The organism is Paenibacillus sp. FSL R7-0302, assembly GCF_038006885.1.
GTDB lineage: Bacteria > Bacillota > Bacilli > Paenibacillales > Paenibacillaceae > Paenibacillus_AQ.
In genome coordinates this window covers 903,057-921,006 of sequence record NZ_JBBOWB010000002.1, presented here as the reverse complement: position 1 = coordinate 921,006, position 17,950 = coordinate 903,057, and the positions used below count along the sequence as shown (strand labels likewise).

The 17,950-nt window shown below is 56.1% G+C and carries 18 protein-coding genes; 8 read left to right on the top strand and 10 right to left on the bottom strand.

Translation table 11 applies throughout. The features are described 5' to 3' along the window. Positions 1–2: 2 nt before the first annotated feature. A complete protein-coding gene (locus tag MKY96_RS29870; protein ID WP_340946158.1) occupies positions 3–1,628 on the top strand; it encodes a response regulator in 1,626 nt (541 codons plus the stop codon). Here MKY96_RS29870 and MKY96_RS29865 read toward each other — a convergent pair. The 4 genes from MKY96_RS29865 to MKY96_RS29850 form a co-directional block, all read right to left on the bottom strand. Beyond that, a complete protein-coding gene (locus tag MKY96_RS29865; protein ID WP_340946157.1) occupies positions 1,573–2,082 on the bottom strand; it encodes a hypothetical protein in 510 nt (169 codons plus the stop codon). The two genes, MKY96_RS29870 and MKY96_RS29865, sit on opposite strands and share 56 nt — an antisense overlap. A gap of 76 nt (positions 2,083–2,158) precedes the next feature. After that, positions 2,159–3,583 (bottom strand): L-arabinose isomerase, encoded by a 1,425-nt coding sequence (gene araA, locus MKY96_RS29860; protein ID WP_340946156.1) that lies wholly within the window; start codon positions 3,581–3,583, stop codon positions 2,159–2,161. Between the two features lie 40 nt (positions 3,584–3,623). Beyond that, complete coding sequence (locus MKY96_RS29855) at positions 3,624–4,319, bottom strand: L-ribulose-5-phosphate 4-epimerase (protein ID WP_036722865.1); 696 nt, start codon at positions 4,317–4,319, stop codon at positions 3,624–3,626. Positions 4,320–4,322: 3 nt separating this feature from the next. After that, positions 4,323–5,936, bottom strand: a complete 1,614-nt coding sequence (locus MKY96_RS29850) for a xylulokinase (protein ID WP_340946153.1) — start codon at positions 5,934–5,936, stop codon at positions 4,323–4,325. 281 nt (positions 5,937–6,217) lie between these two features. On the opposite strand from MKY96_RS29850, the gene MKY96_RS29845 reads away from it, so the two are divergent. Further along, positions 6,218–7,318: a GntR family transcriptional regulator gene (locus MKY96_RS29845; protein ID WP_340946151.1), complete on the top strand. Its 1,101-nt coding sequence runs from the start codon at positions 6,218–6,220 to the stop codon at positions 7,316–7,318. Between the two features lie 117 nt (positions 7,319–7,435). Here the strand turns inward: MKY96_RS29845 and MKY96_RS29840 are convergent, their stop codons facing one another. From MKY96_RS29840 to MKY96_RS29830, 3 genes are all read right to left on the bottom strand, one after another. Then, on the bottom strand, positions 7,436–8,179 hold the full coding sequence (locus tag MKY96_RS29840; RefSeq protein WP_340946150.1) for a hypothetical protein: 744 nt from the start codon (positions 8,177–8,179) through the stop codon (positions 7,436–7,438). A 115-nt stretch (positions 8,180–8,294) separates the two neighbouring features. Continuing rightward, complete coding sequence (locus MKY96_RS29835) at positions 8,295–9,668, bottom strand: sensor histidine kinase (protein ID WP_340946149.1); 1,374 nt, start codon at positions 9,666–9,668, stop codon at positions 8,295–8,297. 23 nt (positions 9,669–9,691) lie between these two features. Beyond that, the gene (locus MKY96_RS29830) at positions 9,692–10,390 is read right to left on the bottom strand and encodes a response regulator transcription factor (protein WP_340946146.1); all 699 of its coding nucleotides are present in this window, start codon (positions 10,388–10,390) and stop codon (positions 9,692–9,694) included. A gap of 168 nt (positions 10,391–10,558) precedes the next feature. Between MKY96_RS29830 and MKY96_RS29825 the strand changes: the two genes are divergently transcribed. From MKY96_RS29825 to MKY96_RS29800, 6 genes are all read left to right on the top strand, one after another. Continuing rightward, on the top strand, positions 10,559–10,816 hold the full coding sequence (locus MKY96_RS29825) for a GlsB/YeaQ/YmgE family stress response membrane protein (protein ID WP_173134188.1): 258 nt from the start codon (positions 10,559–10,561) through the stop codon (positions 10,814–10,816). 132 nt (positions 10,817–10,948) lie between these two features. After that, positions 10,949–11,665, top strand: coding sequence for a lantibiotic protection ABC transporter ATP-binding protein (locus tag MKY96_RS29820; RefSeq protein ID WP_340946141.1), 717 nt, complete (start codon positions 10,949–10,951; stop codon positions 11,663–11,665). After that, positions 11,658–12,386, top strand: coding sequence for a lantibiotic immunity ABC transporter MutE/EpiE family permease subunit (locus tag MKY96_RS29815; protein ID WP_340946139.1), 729 nt, complete (start codon positions 11,658–11,660; stop codon positions 12,384–12,386). The genes MKY96_RS29820 and MKY96_RS29815 overlap by 8 nt, the downstream gene beginning before the upstream one ends. 1 nt (position 12,387) lies before the next feature. Further along, positions 12,388–13,146 carry a lantibiotic immunity ABC transporter MutG family permease subunit gene (locus tag MKY96_RS29810; RefSeq protein ID WP_340946137.1) on the top strand — a complete coding sequence of 253 codons (759 nt, stop codon included), beginning with the start codon at positions 12,388–12,390 and terminating at the stop codon, positions 13,144–13,146. A 33-nt stretch (positions 13,147–13,179) separates the two neighbouring features. Then, complete coding sequence (locus MKY96_RS29805) at positions 13,180–13,842, top strand: response regulator transcription factor (RefSeq protein WP_340946799.1); 663 nt, start codon at positions 13,180–13,182, stop codon at positions 13,840–13,842. Continuing rightward, on the top strand, positions 13,830–15,203 hold the full coding sequence (locus MKY96_RS29800) for a HAMP domain-containing sensor histidine kinase (protein ID WP_340946135.1): 1,374 nt from the start codon (positions 13,830–13,832) through the stop codon (positions 15,201–15,203). The genes MKY96_RS29805 and MKY96_RS29800 overlap by 13 nt, the downstream gene beginning before the upstream one ends. 86 nt (positions 15,204–15,289) lie before the next feature. On the opposite strand, the gene MKY96_RS29795 is transcribed toward MKY96_RS29800, so the two are convergent. Genes MKY96_RS29795 through pnuC form a run of 3 tightly spaced genes read right to left on the bottom strand, consistent with a single transcriptional unit; the run spans position 15,290 to position 17,894 of the window. After that, complete coding sequence (locus tag MKY96_RS29795; RefSeq protein ID WP_340946134.1) at positions 15,290–16,183, bottom strand: NUDIX domain-containing protein; 894 nt, start codon at positions 16,181–16,183, stop codon at positions 15,290–15,292. A gap of 26 nt (positions 16,184–16,209) precedes the next feature. Then, positions 16,210–17,220, bottom strand: a complete 1,011-nt coding sequence (locus MKY96_RS29790; RefSeq protein ID WP_340946133.1) for an AAA family ATPase — start codon at positions 17,218–17,220, stop codon at positions 16,210–16,212. Then, the gene (gene pnuC, locus MKY96_RS29785) at positions 17,217–17,894 is read right to left on the bottom strand and encodes a nicotinamide riboside transporter PnuC (RefSeq protein ID WP_340946132.1); all 678 of its coding nucleotides are present in this window, start codon (positions 17,892–17,894) and stop codon (positions 17,217–17,219) included. Before pnuC ends, MKY96_RS29790 begins: the two co-directional genes overlap by 4 nt. Positions 17,895–17,950 lie beyond the last annotated feature (56 nt).

Sequence of the window (17,950 nt, the reverse complement as noted above, 5' to 3'; positions counted from 1 at the left end):
CAATGTACAGAGTTCTAATCGTTGACGACCAATACTTCGCCTTGCTCGGCCTCCAGCAGGGGGTGGATTGGAGCGCGCTTAGCGTGTCAGATGTCTGTCTGGCGGAGAACGTAGACCAGGCGATTGCCGTTCTTGAGCAGCAGCCTGTAGACCTGCTGATCTGCGATATCGAAATGCCAGGCAGAAGCGGCCTGGAGCTGCTGGCCTGGGTGAAGCAATCCGCTCCCGGCACGCTGACGATTATGCTGACCTGCCATGCCGATTTCGAGTATGCCCAGCGCGCGATTTATCACGGTGCCTTCCATTATCTGCTCAAGCCGGTAGACTATGAGGAATTGATGAAAATCTCCCGTGAGGCGCTATTCGAAATCAGCAAACAGAGAGAGCAGCAGCAGTTCGAGGCCCTGATCCAGAAGTACCGGAGACAGTGGGAGCATCAGCTCCCCCTGCTGGTGGAACGGTTCTGGCAGGATATTCTCAGCCAGCGGGCAGCGCCCGTGCTGGAATCGCTCACCCTTCCGGCGAACACCTATAATCTGGATCTGCAGCCTGGAGACCGCTACTTCCTCGCCCTGCTGGGGCTGGAGCAGTGGAAGGAGAACCTTAGCGCACGGGATGAGACGATTATGGAATATGCACTGCGCAACATGGCCGATGAGCTGCTGCTAAGCGGGCTGGAAGGCACTGTGCTGCAGGATCAGGTCGGCCATAATCTGGCGGTCATCTACGTGCGTGGCGATATGAACGCCGCCTGGCATACGCTGGAGCAGAATGGCCGCACCTTCCTGGATACCTGCGGACGGCTGCTGCATTGCTCCCTGTCGATCTACATCAGCGCGGGTGTCCCTCTGTCCGGAATCATGAGCGCTTACACGGATGTCACGGAGCGGGAACAACGCAACCTGAACCGTTCGCGTCAGGTGTTCGGACCGGAGGATCAGGCCTATAGCCGAGATCAGCCGCTCGCGCCGGTGCCTCAGGCAGCGCCTATGCATATCTTCGGAGAGTGGGCGACCCTTCTGGAGCTTGGCGAGCTGGAGGAGCTGGAGCGCCGCGTGACGCTGTGGTTCTCGGGCATCGGGCCCGGCCGCTGGACAAGTGAGCTGCACCGCCAGCTTATCCACGGCATCCTGTTCATTGTACACACCGTTCTCGCCAAAAAAGGCTTATCCGCTCACGCCTCAGCGGAGCTGAAGCCCTTGATGGATAAGGAAAATTATCCGAAGCAGTCCGCTTCGCTCCAGAGCTGGGCGATGGAATGCCTGCGAGCCGTAATGCACTTATTGCAGACAAGCAATAACGTATCCTCGGCCACGGTGTCCAAGATTAGGCAGTATATCCGCTCGCGTCTAAGCGAGGAGATCACCCGCGACGAACTCGCGGCCTATGTCTACCTGAACCCGGCCTACTTGTCCCGGCTGTTCAAGAAGGAGACCGGGCTGTCGATCTCCGATGTGATCATTCAGGAACGGCTGCAGAAGGCCAAGCAGCTGCTGGAGGAGACAGAGCTGAAGATCACCGACATCGCCGAGCAGGTCGGATACACCAGCCTCGGCAGCTTCTCCAACCTGTTCAAGCGGATCGTCGGCGCCACACCGCAGCAGTACCGTGCGCGGAATAAGAAGTGAGCGGGGCGGGCGGGGACGTTAGGGACACTAGGGGCACTGGTCCGCACGCCCCCATCCGCCGCATTGTGGTCGGTTTTTCGATTACATTTGGTCCGCGTGCGCCCATCCGCCGCATTGTAGTCGGTTTTTCGATTACATTTGGTCCGCACGCGCCCATCCGCCGCATTGTAGTCGGTTTTTCGACTACATTTGGTCCGCACGCCCCCATCCGCCGCATTGTAGTCGGTTTTTCGATTACATTTGGTCCACGCGCCCCCTTCCGCCGCATTGTAATCGGTTTTCCGACTACATTTGGTCCGCACGCCCCCATCCGCCGCATTGTAGTCGGTTTTTCGATTACATTTGGTCCGCGCCTGCACATTGTGATCGGTTTTTCGCATACATCTTTCCACGCTTCCCGGCGGGCAGGCAGATGTCTTTGGCATACCGCCGCCGCGCCCACCATATCTGCCAAACAAAAAGAGCGAGAGGGCTATATGCCTCCTCGCTCTTTTTAACATCTACTCGCTGTTCACTTTAAAGTAACTCAATTACTTAATAATCACGTATTCCAGACCCACCAGCTTGGCGTAGGTAACGATTTGGTCGGTAGTCAGGTTGAGCGATACGACCGTGTGGTGGCCGCCGCCGTTCTCGATCCAGGCTCTTACTCCGTCCTGGAAGTTCGGCTTCACCTGCCACAGTACGCGGGCTACCGGAAGATTCGGAGCCGGAACGGTAGGTTCGAAGGCAGTAACTTCGTTGATTAGCAGCTTGTAATGAGTGCCGAAGTCAGCCATCGATACCACGACACCTTCGCCTGCCTTGCCGTCGAAGACGAGACGGGCCGGGTCTTCACGGTCGCCGATTCCCAGCGGAGAGACAATGATCTTCGGCTGGTTGCTGGCCAGGCTCGGATCAACCTCCAGCATGTGGGACTGGAGAATCGCTTCCTGTCCGGCAGCCATCTCGTAAGTGTAATCCTCCATGAACCCGGTGTTCAGGTTGTGACTCATCACCTTCATCAGGCGGTCCAGGGCCGCAGTCTTCCAGTCCCCTTCACCGGCGAAGCCGTAGCCTTGGGCCATCAGGCGCTGAACAGCCAGACCCGGAAGCTGCTTCATGCCGTGCAGGTCCTCGAAGTTAGAGGTGAAGGCATTGTAGCCGCCTGCATCCAAGAAGCGCTTCAGAGCAATCTCATAGCTCGCCTGCACCTTCACGCTGGCTTCCCAATCTTCCTTGCTGTACGTGCCGTAATCAACGGCATACAGCTTGGTATATTCAGCGAACAGGGCATCAATCTCTTCCTGCTTCACTTCATTCACATAAGCTACCAGATCGCCGATACCGAAGTAGTCCACAGTCCAGCCGAACTGGATCTGAGCTTCCACCTTATCGCCTTCAGTAACACCAACATTGCGCATGTTGTCGCCGAAGCGGGCAACCTTGATATTGAAGCCTTCGTTATATGCTACGGCAACGTCCATCCATTCTGCAATCTGCTTCTGGACTTCCGGGCGCTCCCAGTATCCTACAACGATCTTGTTCTGTTTCTTCAGGCGGGCATTAATGAAGCCATACTCACGGTCACCATGGGCAGCCTGGTTCAGGTTCATGAAATCCATATCAATCGTTGCCCAAGGAATGCTCTCATTGTACTGGGTAGCCAGGTGCAGCAGCGGCTTCTGCAGCAGCTTCGTGCCGCGAATCCACATTTTGGCCGGGGAGAAGGTGTGCATCCAGGTGATAACACCAGCAACCTCGTCACGGTAGTTTACTTCTTTCATGATGGAGGTAATCTTATCTGCACTGACGGCCAGATCCTGAAGTACCAGCGGATAAGGAAGCAACCCGCTGTTGTTGAGCGCATCGGTCATTTCCTGGGCATGAGCCTTCACTTCACCCAGCGCTTCATCTCCGTACAGGTGCTGCGATCCTACTACGAACCAGAATTGCTTGTCGCTTACTGTTGACATATCATTCATCCTCTTCTCTACTTGAATTGGTAAAAGTCAGTTACTTCTGTCCGTAATACGCATCCTTGCCGTGCTTGCGCAGATAATGCTTGTCCAGAATCCGCTGCGGCAGCTCCTCGGCGAAGGTGTTCAGCTGGCGGGCAAAGTGGTTCATCTTGGACACTTCCTCCAGCACCACACTGTTCATGACAGCAGCGTGGGCATCCTTGCCCCACGTGAACGGCGCGTGGCCCTTCAGCAGAACGCCGGGAATCGCCATCACATCCAGCCCCCGCTGTTCAAAAGTCTCAATGATCACATGCCCGGTCTCTGCTTCATAACCGCGGTCAATCTCTTCCTGTGTCAGGAACCGGGTGCACGGTACAGAACCATAGAAGGTGTCTGCATGTGTCGTCCCCATAACCGGAACATCCAGTCCGGCCTGAGCCCAGATGGTTGCCCACGTGGAATGCGTATGCACGATGCCGCCGATCTCGGCGTAATGCTTGTAGAGTACAGCATGGGTCGCTGTATCCGAGGAAGGACGCATCTCTCCCTCCACCACATTGCCATCGAAGTCCACAACGACCATATCGCTCGGCTTCATCTTGTCATAGCTGACGCCGCTCGGCTTGATGACGAACAGACTGCTCGCCCGGTCCACCGCGCTCACATTGCCCCAGGTGTATTTGACCAGCCCGTGCTTAGGCAGCTCCAGATTGGCCTCGTACACCTCTTCCTTCAGTTGCTCCAGCATGTGTTAATGCCCCCCGTTCTCTACGAGATGATCTACAGCGGCCTGCTCAATCGCCAGACCCGCCGTGTAGCGTTCCATGAACAATTCAAAGCCCTTCACATCCGCCGCAACCGGATGAATGGTCTCGCCTTCGATATCCTTGAAGACCTTCTGGTCGAGGAAATCATCCAGACGCTCCTGCTGCGCTCTGTTCTTCATATAAGAGGCCAGAATCGCCATGCCCCACGCGCCGCCTTCTCCGGCTGTTGCCATCACAGAGACCGGAACATTCATCGCAGCAGCCACGATTCTCTGTCCGACGACAGGCGTCTTGAACAGGCCGCCGTGCGCCAGAATGCTGTCGATGGACACCTGCTCCTTCAAGGTCAGAATATCCATCCCAATCTTCAGCGCGCCAAAAGCGGAGAACAGATGCGTCCGCATAAAGTTGCCCAGCGTGAACCGGCTCTCCGGCGAGCGGACAAACAGCGGCCGTCCCTTCTCCATCCCGGTGATGTTCTCACCTGAGAAATAGCCGTAGCTGAGCAGCCCGCCGCCATCGGCGTCCGCCTCCAGCGCTTTGTTGAACAGAACGCTGAATAACTTCGCCGGATCAGCCTTGAAGCCCATCGCCTCCGAGAATTCCCGGAACAAGCCGACCCAGGCATTGATATCGCTGGAGCAGTTGTTGGCATGCACCATCCCTACCGGACTGCCATCCGGGGTAGTCACCATGTCGATCTCAGGGTATACCGCTGTAAGGTCCTTCTCCAGCACGATCATGGCGAACACGGAGGTACCTACAGAGATATTACCGGTCCGTTTGCGCACACTGTTCGTAGCGACCATTCCGGTTCCGGCATCGCCCTCTGGAGGACAGAGCGGAATGCCTGCCAGCAGGTCCCCGGATTCATCCAGCAGTCTCGCTCCGGCTTCCGTTAACACCCCTGCCTGCTCGCCTGCAGCGTAGACCTTGGGCAGAAGATCACTCAGCTTCCAAGGGTAATTCTTAGCAGCAATCAGCTCATCGAACTGGCTGACCATGGCCGGGTGGTAATCCTGTGAAGCTTCATCTATAGGGAAGACCCCGGAGGCATCGCCAATCCCGATCGCCTTGCTGCCGGTCAGCAGCCAATGGATATATCCGCCCAGCGTCGTTACGAACGTTGCCTGCGGGACATGCTCTTCCCCGTTCAGAATCGCCTGATACAGGTGGGCAATGGTCCAGCGCTCCGGAATATTGAACTGGAACAGCTCTGTTAATTCCTTGGCCGCCGCACCGGTTGTAGCATTACGCCAGGTCCGGAACGGAACCAGCAGCTCACCCGCGCTGTCAAAGGCCATATATCCGTGCATCATTGCTGAGAATCCGATCGAACCGACAGTAGTAAGCGTAACCCCGTATTTCTGTGCAACCTCATGCTTCATCTCGCGGTAAGCCGCTTGCAGCCCCTTGATGATATCGGTGAGGGGATACGTCCAGTACCCGCCTTCCAGCAGGTTCTCCCACTCGTAGCTTCCGGATGCAACCGTCTCGAACCCCTGATCAATCAGGACGGCCTTGATACGTGTGGACCCAAATTCGATACCCAGTGATGTCTCTCCCTTAAGTATCGCTTGCTTGATGTTCTGATCCATGCCCACGTTACTCCTCTCTGAACCAAACTGTGTTACTTACGAATCTAAAGAATGCGCTTCCTTTATGAACAGGTTTAGTATATTTTTTGTTCGTACATTTGTCAATAATAGATATAAGATATACCTACAAATTTACCGGAAAATTACCCGTATTTTACGCAAATCATGATATATGGTAGACACCGGAGGATATTAAGCTTATATTCAAGCTATAATATGTACGTACAACTACATTAATTTTTCCACTCTATATAAGAACAACTATGAAAGAAGTGACCCGTGTGAGAACCAAGTACCAGATCATCTTCGATGAACTCAAAAGCAATATCCTGTCCGGCACCTACAGTGTGGGCGAACAAATCCCTACGGAATCTGCGCTGCAGGAGATGTACGGCGTCAGCCGCCAGACCGTGCGGAAGGCCATTCTGGAGCTGTCCAACGAGGGGTTCCTGCGGAGCGAGAAGGGCTCGGGCACCTATGTCAGCCACCAGTTCCGGTCCAAATCCGGGAATGGCGCGGGCAAACGGACCATCGGCGTAATAACCACTTACCTCTCCGATTATATTTTCCCGTCCATTATCCGGGGGATTGAAGGCAGGCTCAATGAGGACAACTATTCACTGCTGCTCGCCAGCACCAATAATGATGTGGCCCAGGAGAAAAAGGCGCTGGAGATGATGCTGTCCTTCGGGGTAGACGGGCTGATCATCGAGCCTACGAAGAGTAACCTGTACAACCCGAACATTGCCTACTACCTGTCGTTTAAGGAGCAGGACGTTCCGTTCATTATGATTAACGCTTACTATGAAGAGCTGGAGGTGCCGTTCTTCTGTCTGGATGATGTACAGTCCAGCTATCTGGCGACCCGTGAGCTGATCTTGAAGGGCCATACCCAGATCGGAATTATTGCCAAAATGGACGATCTCCAGGGCAAATACCGCATGAAGGGCTATATCAAGGCGCTCGGCGAAGCCAAGCTGCGCTTCCACCCGGAGCAGGTGCTCTCCTTCGATACGGAATCCAAGCGTGACCTGTCGGCGAACCTCAAGCAGTTCCTGAAGGATAACCGGGAGGTACTGACAGCCCTTGTGTGCTATAACGACGAGGTGGGACTCGAAGTGGTTAACGTATGCAAGCAGCTGGAACTTTCTATTCCAGAGGAGCTGTCGATCATCGGCCAGGACAATTCCTATATCGCCAAGAACGCTGGCATCAAGCTGACGACCTTAACCCACCCGCAGGAGCAGATGGGCCGGGATGCGGCCGAATGGGTCATTAAGAAGCTCCAGGGTAAAAAAGATCTGAAGAACAGCACCTACTATCTGCCTGAGCTGGTAGAGGGGGAGACGGTGCGGGTGCTGGAGCCAGCTCCTGCGGAATAGGGTAGTCCGCCCGGAAATAGAAGACAGAGACAAACAGCCCTGACCGCTTCACGGCCTGTAACGGTCATGAAGCGGTCAGGGCTGTTCTTATTCAATCCCGCTGAACCGGCTCAATGTTTAGTCCAGCAGAGTAGAGATGCTTATGCTTTCAATCTTAGCGCCCTTCACATGGAAGAGCATATAATCCACGTAGTTGCTTGGGGCGAACCGGTAGTCATCCTCTTCCTCAGGTGCCCCGTCTCCGGTCAGCTTGCCTTCGGGATAGGCTTTTTTGAGCGTGTCCAGGCTGTCTCCGACCTTGATATTGCGGACCGTAGTGTACTTCGGATCGGTAATCTTCATGCTGAAGATATAGAACTGCTTGCCGTCACCCGAATCAATCGTCTTAATCTCAAGGCCCGGGAAGGTATACGTGTTCTCTGTTCTGCCGATCAGGGTATCCATATTCTTACCGTCATCCAAGGAATACGTGTGCGATTTCTTCGCCGTTGCCTTGCCCAGCATACTCTCCAGCTTAGCATCATCCACAATGTCGGAGAGGGCGATGGTGTGATCCTTATGGACAAAAGCCAGCTCCTTCAGAATCACATTCCCTTCCTTCTCAATAGTTCCTTCCTTGATCGCCTCGGAGCTGCCTGCTGAAGCCGCAGGGGTTGGCTCAGCCGGAGCAGCTTCAGTCGCCGCAGGCTCAGCAGCCGGGGTAGCCGAAGCCTCCGGTGCCGCCGTGGCCACCGCTTCAGCTGTAGGTTCTGCCGAAGGGGTAGCCGCCGGAGCGGCCGAATCGGACTGGCATCCGGCCAGAAGTGTCATTAATAATACTGCGGGCAGCAGCAGCGCTGCCGGTTTTTTAAATGTTCCCATAAGTAATCCCTCCATGAATGTACGCGATGGACGCGTTGTTTGTTTGGTATGAGGTTAGTATACGAAAAGCATTTATTAGTGTAATAACAGAGTTGTATCATTCTTGTAACGCATATCACAGGAGCGGCAGCCGGATGTAGACCGTGGTTCCCGCGCCGAGCTGGCTCTCTATATCCAGCTGCCCGCCGAACTTCTCGGCGATCTCCTTACAGATGGATAACCCCAGCCCCGTTCCGCCTGCCGCGCTGGCATTCCTTGCCCGGTAGAACCGTTCCTGTACACGGGTAAGTTCATCCGCACTGATTCCAATCCCCTGATCGCTGATCTGTACAATGGCTTCCTGCTCACGGACCGAAGTTTCAATACTTACCCGGGTACGGGGACCGGAGTATTTAATCGCGTTGTCCAGCACATTGGCGATGGCATGGGACATCAACAACTGATTCACTAAGACGAAGGCTGGCGGTCCTTGCTGGATCGTAAGCTCTATCCCCTTACTGTCAGCCTTGGTCCTCAATCCAGCGGCTACCCCCGCAGCCAGCTGCGCCAGGTCCGTCTTCTCGGCATCGATTCCATCCTGCCCTGCCTTATCGAAGCGCGACAGCATGAGCAGCTCATTGACCAGCCGGGTCAGGCGGTCCGATTCATTCACCAGATGGAAGTAGATCCGCTGCAGCTCCTCATCCTCGTCCTCACCTTCGTACAAATATTGAGAGAATCCCTTGATAGCAGCAAGCGGCGTCTTCAGCTCATGGGATACGTTCGAGACAAACTGCTTCTGATACTGGATATAGTCACTGAGCTGAATGCCCATCCGGTTCAGGCCCGCAGCCAGCATGCCCAGCTCATCCTTCCTGTTCAGGTGAACCTCCCGGAACTGCTGCCTGGAGAAGCTCTCTGTGGCGCCAAGCAGGTATTTGATCGGCTTCGTCGTATTGCGGGCGATGAACAGACTGGAGAGCGCAATCAGAATAATGAATCCTCCCGCACCGGCGAACAGGATATACCTGATCTGGTCCATCATCGTATAGAAATAAGAGACATCCTCCACGAACTCGTACACGTAGCTGTTCTGATAATATTTGTCTTGGATCGGAACCGCGAAGTACAGCAGGTGATCCTCAGAGACCGTGTATGCATAATTGCCCTTAAGGGCGTTCTGGATATTCCCGGGAAAAATGACGGGGGTCTTGTTATTGATCACAATCCCGTCAACAGCGAGTCCCAGCAGCTTCTGGCTGCTGTCGTAGATCCGCACCTCCTTGACGGAAGCTTTTAACGTCTCCAGCGCGCTTCTTGCCACCTCCTCCATCTGCCCTGCATCTACCTCTTGTTCGTGCCTGGAGAGCACCTCCCTGAAGGACATCTCGCCCAGATCCGCCTTCTCCATCATTTGCTTCTCTATCGTCACGAAGCTGAAATAGTCAATCGCCTTATTCACCGAAATAATGATAACGGCAAAGGACAGTACCGAGAACAGCAAATACATTAGCACCAGCCGGGTCGCATATTTCAGGCGGAGCCACCTCCCAGCTGATAACCGAAGCCGTAGACGGTCCGGATATATTTCGGATTCTCGGCATCATCCTCCAGCTTCTTTCTTAATCGCATGATCGTCATGTCCACGCTGCGGCTGTCTCCCATGAAGTCATAGCCCCAGACGATCTCCAGCAGCTCATCCCGGGTATAGATTTTGTCCGGGCGCTTCAGCAGCGTCTCCAGAATTCTGAATTCCTTGGCCGTCAGGGCAACCGGAACGCCGCTTCTCTGCACTACCCTGGTCTCCAGATCGAAGGTCAGCTCCTCATGCGTAATCCGGGTATCTTCGGCATCTGTCGGCAGTCCGCTGTTCTGGGCTCTCCGGAGCACCACCTTGATCCGCGCCAGCAGCTCCCGGTTATCGAACGGCTTCGTCATATAATCCTCGGCCCCCAGCTCCAGCCCCAGCACCTTATCGATAATCTCATTCTTGGCCGACAGCATAATGACGGGAACCGCCTGCCGCTTGGTGATTTCCTTACACAGGTCATAGCCGGAGCAATCGGGCAGCATCAGATCCAGTACCACCAGATCCGGCTGAAAAGCCTCCAGGGCTGTAAGTCCCGCACTTCCGTTCTCCGCTGTCCGCACCTCATAATTCTCTCTGCGGAGCACAAGCTCGATCAGATCTCTAAGAGCCGCTTCATCGTCGATTACGAGAATTTTGTTCATCCGATCCCTCCTCCTATACTTAATATTAACACCGGCAAAGGACGTTAATCTCCCCGCAGCGCAGATCACCTGTTTTCACCGCTTTCCAAAAATAAACCTTCGCAGATGGTTCACCTTGCCCGCTTCTCAACATACCTTGAATAAACCAACTAGAAAGGGGACAAATCAATGTATCTGCTCTGGGTAATCATCATAGGGGGACTCATCGGCTGGCTAAGCGGCAATCTGATCGGGCGCGATGTTCCGGGAGGCGTGCTGGGCAATGTCATCGCCGGCTTCATCGGCTCCTGGCTGGGCACCGAGCTGCTTGGTCCAAGGGGCCCTGTAGTAGGTGGCTTCCACATTGTTCCGGCCATTATCGGCTCCATCGTTGCACTATTGATCTTCTTTGCCCTGGCCCGCGGCGGCGCCTTCCGGCGCCGTTAATCCTTCCCGCCGGCTGCTGCAAAGTCAACACAGAGCCCCTCCTGTTCACCCAGGCAGGGGCTCTGCCATGTCATCCTTACAGAATCCTTAGAATCTGCCCTTAGAGTAGAGGCAGAGAAAGGATGATATACTATGCAGGAACATATTCTGGAAATACAGCATCTATGTAAAAGCTTCAAGCGCCAGACAGCCGTCAACAACGTATCGTTAACAGTCGCGCGCAATTCCGTCTACGGGCTGCTCGGTCCGAACGGTGCAGGCAAATCCACCCTGCTCAAAATGATTACCGGGATGCTGCGTCCCGATTCCGGGACAATCCGTTTTCAGGGGCAGGAATGGACCCGGAAGGACTTAAGCCGGATCGGCGTATTGATTGAAGCACCGCCGCTGTACGATAATCTGACCGCCCGGGAGAATCTCAAGGTACGCACACTGGCCCTCGGACTGCCGCAGTCGCGTATTGAAGAGGTGCTTGCTGTTGTCGATCTGACCGCTACCGGGAAAAAACGCGCCGGACAATTCTCCATGGGGATGAAGCAGCGGCTCGGCATCGCGATTGCGCTCTTGAACCAGCCGGAGCTGCTGATTCTGGACGAGCCGACGAACGGGCTGGACCCGATCGGGATTCAGGAGCTGCGGGAGCTGATCCGCTCCTTCCCGGAGCAGGGAATCACCGTCATTCTGTCGAGCCACCTGCTCTCCGAGGTGGAGCAGACAGCCGACCATATCGGCATCATCGCAGGCGGCGTGCTGGGCTATCAGGGGGCGATCTCCCCGGATCAGGACCTGGAGGCGCTGTTCATGCAGGTCGTAACAGCCCAGCGGCGGGAGGGTGCCGCTTATGCTTAATATCGTTAGGGCGGAACACCTGAAATGGCGGCGTACCTTCATTCCCAAGCTGGCCTGGATCGCTCCTGTATTCACTCTGCTCTTGTGCGCTGTTCTGATGGGCGGCGGCTTTTTTCAGAGCGGGTCCTACAACTGGTGGTACACGATGCTGTTGCCCGGAGCGCTGAGCCTGGTCTGTTCGCTGGCACTGCAGAAAGATGCGAAGCTGAAGTACCGGGGGATACTGGCCTTGCCCTTTACACCGGGAACGCTCTGGGCCGGCAAAATCCTTGCCTGTATCGGCTGGCTCCTGGCCGCCCTGCTCGTATTCCTGATCGGCGTTACAGCCGGGGGCCTGCTGTTCGGACAGACGATTACACTGCTGAGCAGTCTGGCGGGCAGCATACTGATCTTCCTCACCTTCCTGTGGCAGATCCCGCTGTGCCTGTTCCTGGCTGCCCGTCTCGGATTATTCGCAGCGGTCCTGCTGAACCTGTTCGGTACCGTTCTGGGTGTAGTTGAATTTGACAGGGGCGGCTTGTGGGACTACATTCCTTATACAATTACCTTCAGGCTCATGTGTCCGGTGCTGTCCATCCTGCCGAACGGCCTGCCGGTCCCGGCGGACAGCCCGCTGCGCAGCACAGACATGATTCTTCCGGGTACACTGGTCTCTCTCGGATGGTTCGCCATCCTGTTCCTGCTCACCACCGTATGGTTCCGTAGACAGGAGGCGAAGTAGCATGAATGCACTTCCGGGTCTGCTCAGGGCCGATCTGCTCAAAATGCGGCGCACCCCGTTTCTCCTGTTCCATCTGGTGACCCCGCTGATCGGGGCTGCCCTGTTCGTGGCCTACTATTCCATCTCCCCTGCCAGTGAAGCAGGCAAGGTGATGGGGTTCATGCAGGCCGTCGCTTGTGCGTTTCCTACCCTCATCGGGCTGGTCTGTGCGATGGCGGCGGAGCAGGAGGCCGCCTCCGGAGGGTTCCAGGGGATGCTTGCCCTGCCTGCGGGCAGGACAACAACCTTTTTGAGCAAGCTGCTGCTCCTGCTGGGATTCAGCCTGGGGGCTGTCCTGCTAGTCTTCGTCCTGTTCAGCCTTGGCTTTGCCGGAATGCTGGGACAGGACCGCCACGGCATCCCCTTTTATCTCACCGGGTCTGTGATCCTGTTCGCAAGCAATATCCTGCTCTATCTGCTTCACTTCGCAGTCAGCCTGCGCTTCGGACGGGGCGTCTCTATCGGCATAGGAATCACGGGAAGCCTGATCGCCGCCCTGATGCTGACCGGTCTTGGCGATATCCTGTGGCCGTATATCCCCTTCGCCTGGGGCGGCCGTTTCCTCTCCCTGCTGGAGATTCAGCATTCGGGAGGCTTGCCGTCTTTTGCCGAAACGAGATTGGCCACCGGCGTATCCATCTGTATAGGAGCAACGATAGCTGCCGGCCTCCTCAGTATGTTATGGTTCTACAAGTGGGAAGGCCGCTCTGCGGATAACTAGCCTGCTAATCTGTAAATGAAGGAATTAATGATTATGGCCAAAATACTTGTGGTAGACGACGAACCCGCCATCCTGTCTCTGATAGCCAACGCGCTCAGTACCGACCGCCATCTGGTAACCACCTTCTCTGATCCCGCGCTGGTGCGCCGGACTGACCTCGGTGCGTATGACCTGATTCTGCTGGATGTGATGATGCCCGGCGTGGACGGCTTCACCCTGTGCCGGGAGATCCGCACGGCGGTGGATTGTCCGATTCTGTTCCTGACGGCGAAGACGCTGGAAAGTGACCTGATGTACGGACTCGGGCTGGGCGCGGATGACTATATTATGAAGCCCTTCGGCATAGGTGCGCTGCGGGCGCGGATCAACGCTCATCTGCGGCGGGAGAGCCGGGAGAAGCGCAACATTCTGTATATGGACCCTGTGCGCTTCAACCTCTCCGGTAAAGAGCTCTACGCCCGGGAGGACAAGGTGCCGCTGACCAAAAGTGAATATGAAATCTGCGAGTTTCTGGCCCGCCACCGCGGTCAGGTCTTCTCCAAGGAGAATATCTATGAAGGGGTCTTCGGATATGACGGGGAGAGTGACAGCAGTGCCATTACGGAGCATGTCAAGAACATCCGCGCCAAGCTGGGCCGGTACGGGCTTGAGGCCATTGAAACTATCTGGGGGATCGGATATAAGTGGAAGCTGTAAAACAACGCAAAACCGTGCGGCTGCGCACCTTTTTCCTGCAATACCTGCTGCTGCTGAGTCTGGGCACGCTTCTGCTGCTGGGAGGACTGCTTGGCGCATTCACGCTGGCGTTCGCCTGGGGTGCCGTGCTGCCTGCCAACTATGACGAGAAGGAGATCACCCAGTTCAAGCAGCAGCTGGCTGCGGGTGCAGCGGATACGGCCCCGCAGGTTCCGGACCGGCTGGATTACACCGTATTCACCTTGGACGGGAAACCGCTGGCCGGCAATCTGAATGCTAAAGAGGCACAGCAGGCCTGGAGAATTACCCGGCAGGGGGACTACAGAGGCTCCTACTTCTACACCACCGCCGAGCACGGACAAAAGCTGTGGATCTTCCGTTATGTCTTGACGCCGCAGTACGCTTCTCCATTGCTGCGCAGCTCGCTGCCGAACCCCCAGCTTCTGGCCCCCGTGCTCTTCGTGCTCGGGTTTCTGCTTCAGGCTGGCCTGCTCGCAGCCCGGTTCGGCCGAAAGCTCTCGGAGCGGATGGCCGGGCTGCAGGAAGCGACCGAGAACATCCGGCGCGAGAATCTGGAGTTCACCGTCCAGCCCAGCGGCATCCAGGAGATTGACGAGGTGCTGGGCTCCCTGGACCGGATGAAGGATGCCCTGCAGACTTCACTGGAGAAGCAGTGGGAGCTGGAGCGCTCCCGCAGGGAGCAGATCTCTGCGCTGGCCCATGACATCAAGACGCCGCTGACCATTATCCGGGGCAATGCCGAGCTGCTGCAGGAGATTGTAGAGACTGAGCCGCAGCGTGAATACAGCGGCTATATCCGCCGCAGCGCCGCAGACATCGAAGCCTTCGTGCAGGAGGTCATAGACTTGTCCAGCCTGCAGGCCGGCTCATCCCGCCAGCAGACTCGGGTCCCGGCTGCCGAGCTTATAGCCGAGCTGGAGCTGCAGATGATGGCCCTCGCAGCAGGCAGGGACCTGCAGACCTCTGTCCGGCAGGAGAAGCTGCCGGAATTCCTGTTCATTTACAAGGAGCTGCTGCTGCGGGGCATCATGAACCTGATCGCCAATGCGGCCGAACACACGCCGACCGGGGGAAGCATTGCCCTGCTCGTCCAGGGCGAAGCCGGGGCGGTTCAGTTCACGGTTACCGATACCGGCAGCGGCTTCTCAGCGGCCGACCTGCGGGAGGCCACTAACCAATTCTACCGGGGTGATCCGAGCCGCAGCTCCGGGAATCATCACGGGATGGGGCTATATATTGCGAGGTCTGTGGCCGAGCAGCACGGAGGCAGTCTGCACCTCAGCAATGTCTCCCCATCCGGGGGCGGGAAAGTCACGATGCGCATTGCCGCGCCTGAGTAGCGGCACATCCAGTTCGTGGCTGAATTCCATTGTTCTTAATATTGCTCTTCCTGCGTTCATGGATGATTTCCTCCGATTTAATAGATTCAGACTTCTCCCCAGTTCCGCTGATACAAGCGGCGGGAGGGTGTGTGTTCCGTATGCTCTGTGTACAGGTTAGTTGCGGTTACAAGCGCAGCCACCTTGTCCAGGAAGAACGCCTTCAGCAGCTCCTGGCCGAGAATCACCTCGTAGACCTGCTGCAATTCCGCCAGGGTGAAGCGCGCAGGCATTAAGTGCAGTGCGATTCCTGTTCTTTCCGTCTCCTGACGCAGCTGTTCAATGGCATAAGCAATGATCTTAGCGTGATCAAAAGCAAGTCCGTCATTGGACAAGACGGCATACTGCACCGATCTGGCCGCCGGTGCCGCCGTCACCGTCTGTTCTACCACCGCAGTCAGAGCCTGGTTTGCGGCCTCCAGCCGCAGCTCATAGGTACGGGTGCGGATGCAGCCTTGCTCCAGCAGCTCTTTATGCTCCTGCCGGAGCTGGTAGCTTACCTTGAACCAGGCCGCAGCCTCGGCATCATCCCCTGCCTCTAATTGGCTGCGGCGGCTGTCGACCAGCGCCATATAACTGCTGCTGATCACCCAAGTGCGGGGGTCGCGCCCGGGATCGCTGAAGGTGCGAAGCTGCTCCAGATAGACGCCGGTAACGCCGGTCTCCTCATACAGCTCCCGCGCAGCCGCCTGCTCCCCGCTCTCATGCGGCTCGATGAAGCCGCCCGGCAGCGCCCACTTGCCCAGGCAAGGATGCCCGCCTCTGCGGATGAGCAGCAAGCGCAGCTCCTTCGCCACTGGACCAGGCCCCTGGTCTGCTTCTGTGTCTGTGACAGTGAAGATCACCATATCCGTAGCCACTGAAGGCCGCACATAATCCCCAGGCCGGTACTGTTCCAGGAATTCCTGTTCCGTAAGTCCGTTACGATCTCTCAATTCCACACTCTCCGCCTCCTCTGCCCTCTGGTTCAATGCTCCAGCTCACCGAAATAATTCCCGTACGGCTTGAATTTTGCCAGTACACTGTCCACCTTGCTTATACGTTCCGTAAGCGTGCCCCTAAGGGTTATATAGGGAATCCGCCGCTCCTTCAGGTCTGCGATAATCTGCTTGTGGAACACCTGCCGCTTCTGATCCCCGCTGCGGTCCCACGTATCGTCATACGGAATATCGTCGTCGCACAGGAAGAACAGGTCATAGCGCTGCGCGTTCTCCAGGGCCAGCCGGGTTAGCAGGTCAGGTGCCTTCCCATGGTAATCCAGCGCATACATATACGTGGTAATCGCATTCGTATCAACGAATAAATACCTATTGGCGTCAAGCAGTGCCTGCTCTTCCCGCTCCAGATGCCCCACCGCGATCTCGTCAAAAGCCTCCAGCCCAATCCGGCGGTCCACCTGATGCTCTGTCCAGTAATCCCGCCCGTATTCACTGGCGAAGGCCGTACCGTATCTCCGGGCAAGTGCTTCGGTGATCGTAGACTTGCCGGTAGACATCGCCCCTACAAATACGACCTTGGTAATTAGATCGCGGTAGACTAGCCCGCTGACATAACCCCGGTATTGGTAAGGGTCCGAGCGGACCATCGTGGCCGATACCGGAACCTGCACCCTCGCCTCATCCACCCGCCGGTCAATAGCACCCAGCGCCAGACTCATATGTTCTCCATAGAATTCACTCGAATAAAAATGGGTCACCTGCTCGCCCTTCAGCAGCCCGAGAATATACTGCTCCTCCCGGATCTCATGCTCCCTGTCATCCGAGTATCCATCGGGGCCGTCCCAGGCCTCGATTACCCGGACGGCAGGATAGAGGCTGCGAATCCAGTTCGCCCGGATCTGCAGAGGTACCGGAGAGACCTTGGTCTCATAGATCACCACAATCAGCTCGTCAACCTCCCGCAGCGCCGTCTCGAACATGAACTGGTGCCCTTTATGCAGCGGGGCGAACTTCCCGAGTGTTAATCCAAGTGTTTTCATGACAGCGCCTCCTTAGCCCCTTTGTTCCAGTTGTAGTAGCCGTAGACCGCATTGATCAGATAGGCGCTCCACATGACAATCATCAGCAGCCCCTCCCCGCTGCCTTCCAGCGTCCGGATCACCCAGAGCAGCACGGTGAACATATTCAGCACAATATAGACTAGCCACTGCTCCTTGAAACGACGCACCATCAGCAGCGTTGCCACTACCGATAACACGGTAGTCAGGGCATCGATGTAAGGCGAATTCTGCGCGGGAATGAACGATAAGCCGAAGCCCAGCAGCAGCGCTCCCGCCACACAGACTGCAACGGTGAGCAGGATGCCCCTCGTTTCCATTTGGCGCATGGACAGCTTGCCGCCGTGCATGTTTCTTTTCCACATATAGAAGCCTACAATATTCATCGGCACAAAAAATAGCAGATTCAGCATAACCTCGCCGAATAATCCGTTGATATAGGCCAAATAAGCATATCCGAACGTATTATACATCCCGAATCCATAGCTCGCCAGCTTCCCCTTCGCCGTCAGCACCACGCATAGTACCCCGGTGATGAAGACCGTGAACCCGAAGAGCGAATCCTTGGACATCACCGTAAAAGTAACAGCGATCAGCGTAAATATCACCAGCCAGGCGAGTTCAAACCCGCTCCAGTTGCCGGGTGCCTTCTTCATGCTCATCCCTCCGCTTCTCTGTATCCTAAGAAAATGATTACTTATTAACTAATTGA

What these genes read in the sequence shown, in the direction of transcription:
- MKY96_RS29870 (WP_340946158.1), top strand. Translation starts at nt 3, where the DNA reads ATGTACAGAGTTCTAATCGTTGACGACCAATACTTCGCCTTGCTCGGC.
- araA (WP_340946156.1), bottom strand. Translation starts at nt 3,583, where the DNA reads ATGTCAACAGTAAGCGACAAGCAATTCTGGTTCGTAGTAGGATCGCAG.
- MKY96_RS29855 (WP_036722865.1), bottom strand. Translation starts at nt 4,319, where the DNA reads ATGCTGGAGCAACTGAAGGAAGAGGTGTACGAGGCCAATCTGGAGCTG.
- MKY96_RS29850 (WP_340946153.1), bottom strand. Translation starts at nt 5,936, where the DNA reads ATGGATCAGAACATCAAGCAAGCGATACTTAAGGGAGAGACATCACTG.
- MKY96_RS29840 (WP_340946150.1), bottom strand. Translation starts at nt 8,179, where the DNA reads ATGGGAACATTTAAAAAACCGGCAGCGCTGCTGCTGCCCGCAGTATTA.
- MKY96_RS29835 (WP_340946149.1), bottom strand. Translation starts at nt 9,668, where the DNA reads ATGTATTTGCTGTTCTCGGTACTGTCCTTTGCCGTTATCATTATTTCG.
- MKY96_RS29830 (WP_340946146.1), bottom strand. Translation starts at nt 10,390, where the DNA reads ATGAACAAAATTCTCGTAATCGACGATGAAGCGGCTCTTAGAGATCTG.
- MKY96_RS29825 (WP_173134188.1), top strand. Translation starts at nt 10,559, where the DNA reads ATGTATCTGCTCTGGGTAATCATCATAGGGGGACTCATCGGCTGGCTA.
- MKY96_RS29820 (WP_340946141.1), top strand. Translation starts at nt 10,949, where the DNA reads ATGCAGGAACATATTCTGGAAATACAGCATCTATGTAAAAGCTTCAAG.
- MKY96_RS29815 (WP_340946139.1), top strand. Translation starts at nt 11,658, where the DNA reads ATGCTTAATATCGTTAGGGCGGAACACCTGAAATGGCGGCGTACCTTC.
- MKY96_RS29810 (WP_340946137.1), top strand. Translation starts at nt 12,388, where the DNA reads ATGAATGCACTTCCGGGTCTGCTCAGGGCCGATCTGCTCAAAATGCGG.
- MKY96_RS29805 (WP_340946799.1), top strand. Translation starts at nt 13,180, where the DNA reads ATGGCCAAAATACTTGTGGTAGACGACGAACCCGCCATCCTGTCTCTG.
- MKY96_RS29790 (WP_340946133.1), bottom strand. Translation starts at nt 17,220, where the DNA reads ATGAAAACACTTGGATTAACACTCGGGAAGTTCGCCCCGCTGCATAAA.
- pnuC (WP_340946132.1), bottom strand. Translation starts at nt 17,894, where the DNA reads ATGAAGAAGGCACCCGGCAACTGGAGCGGGTTTGAACTCGCCTGGCTG.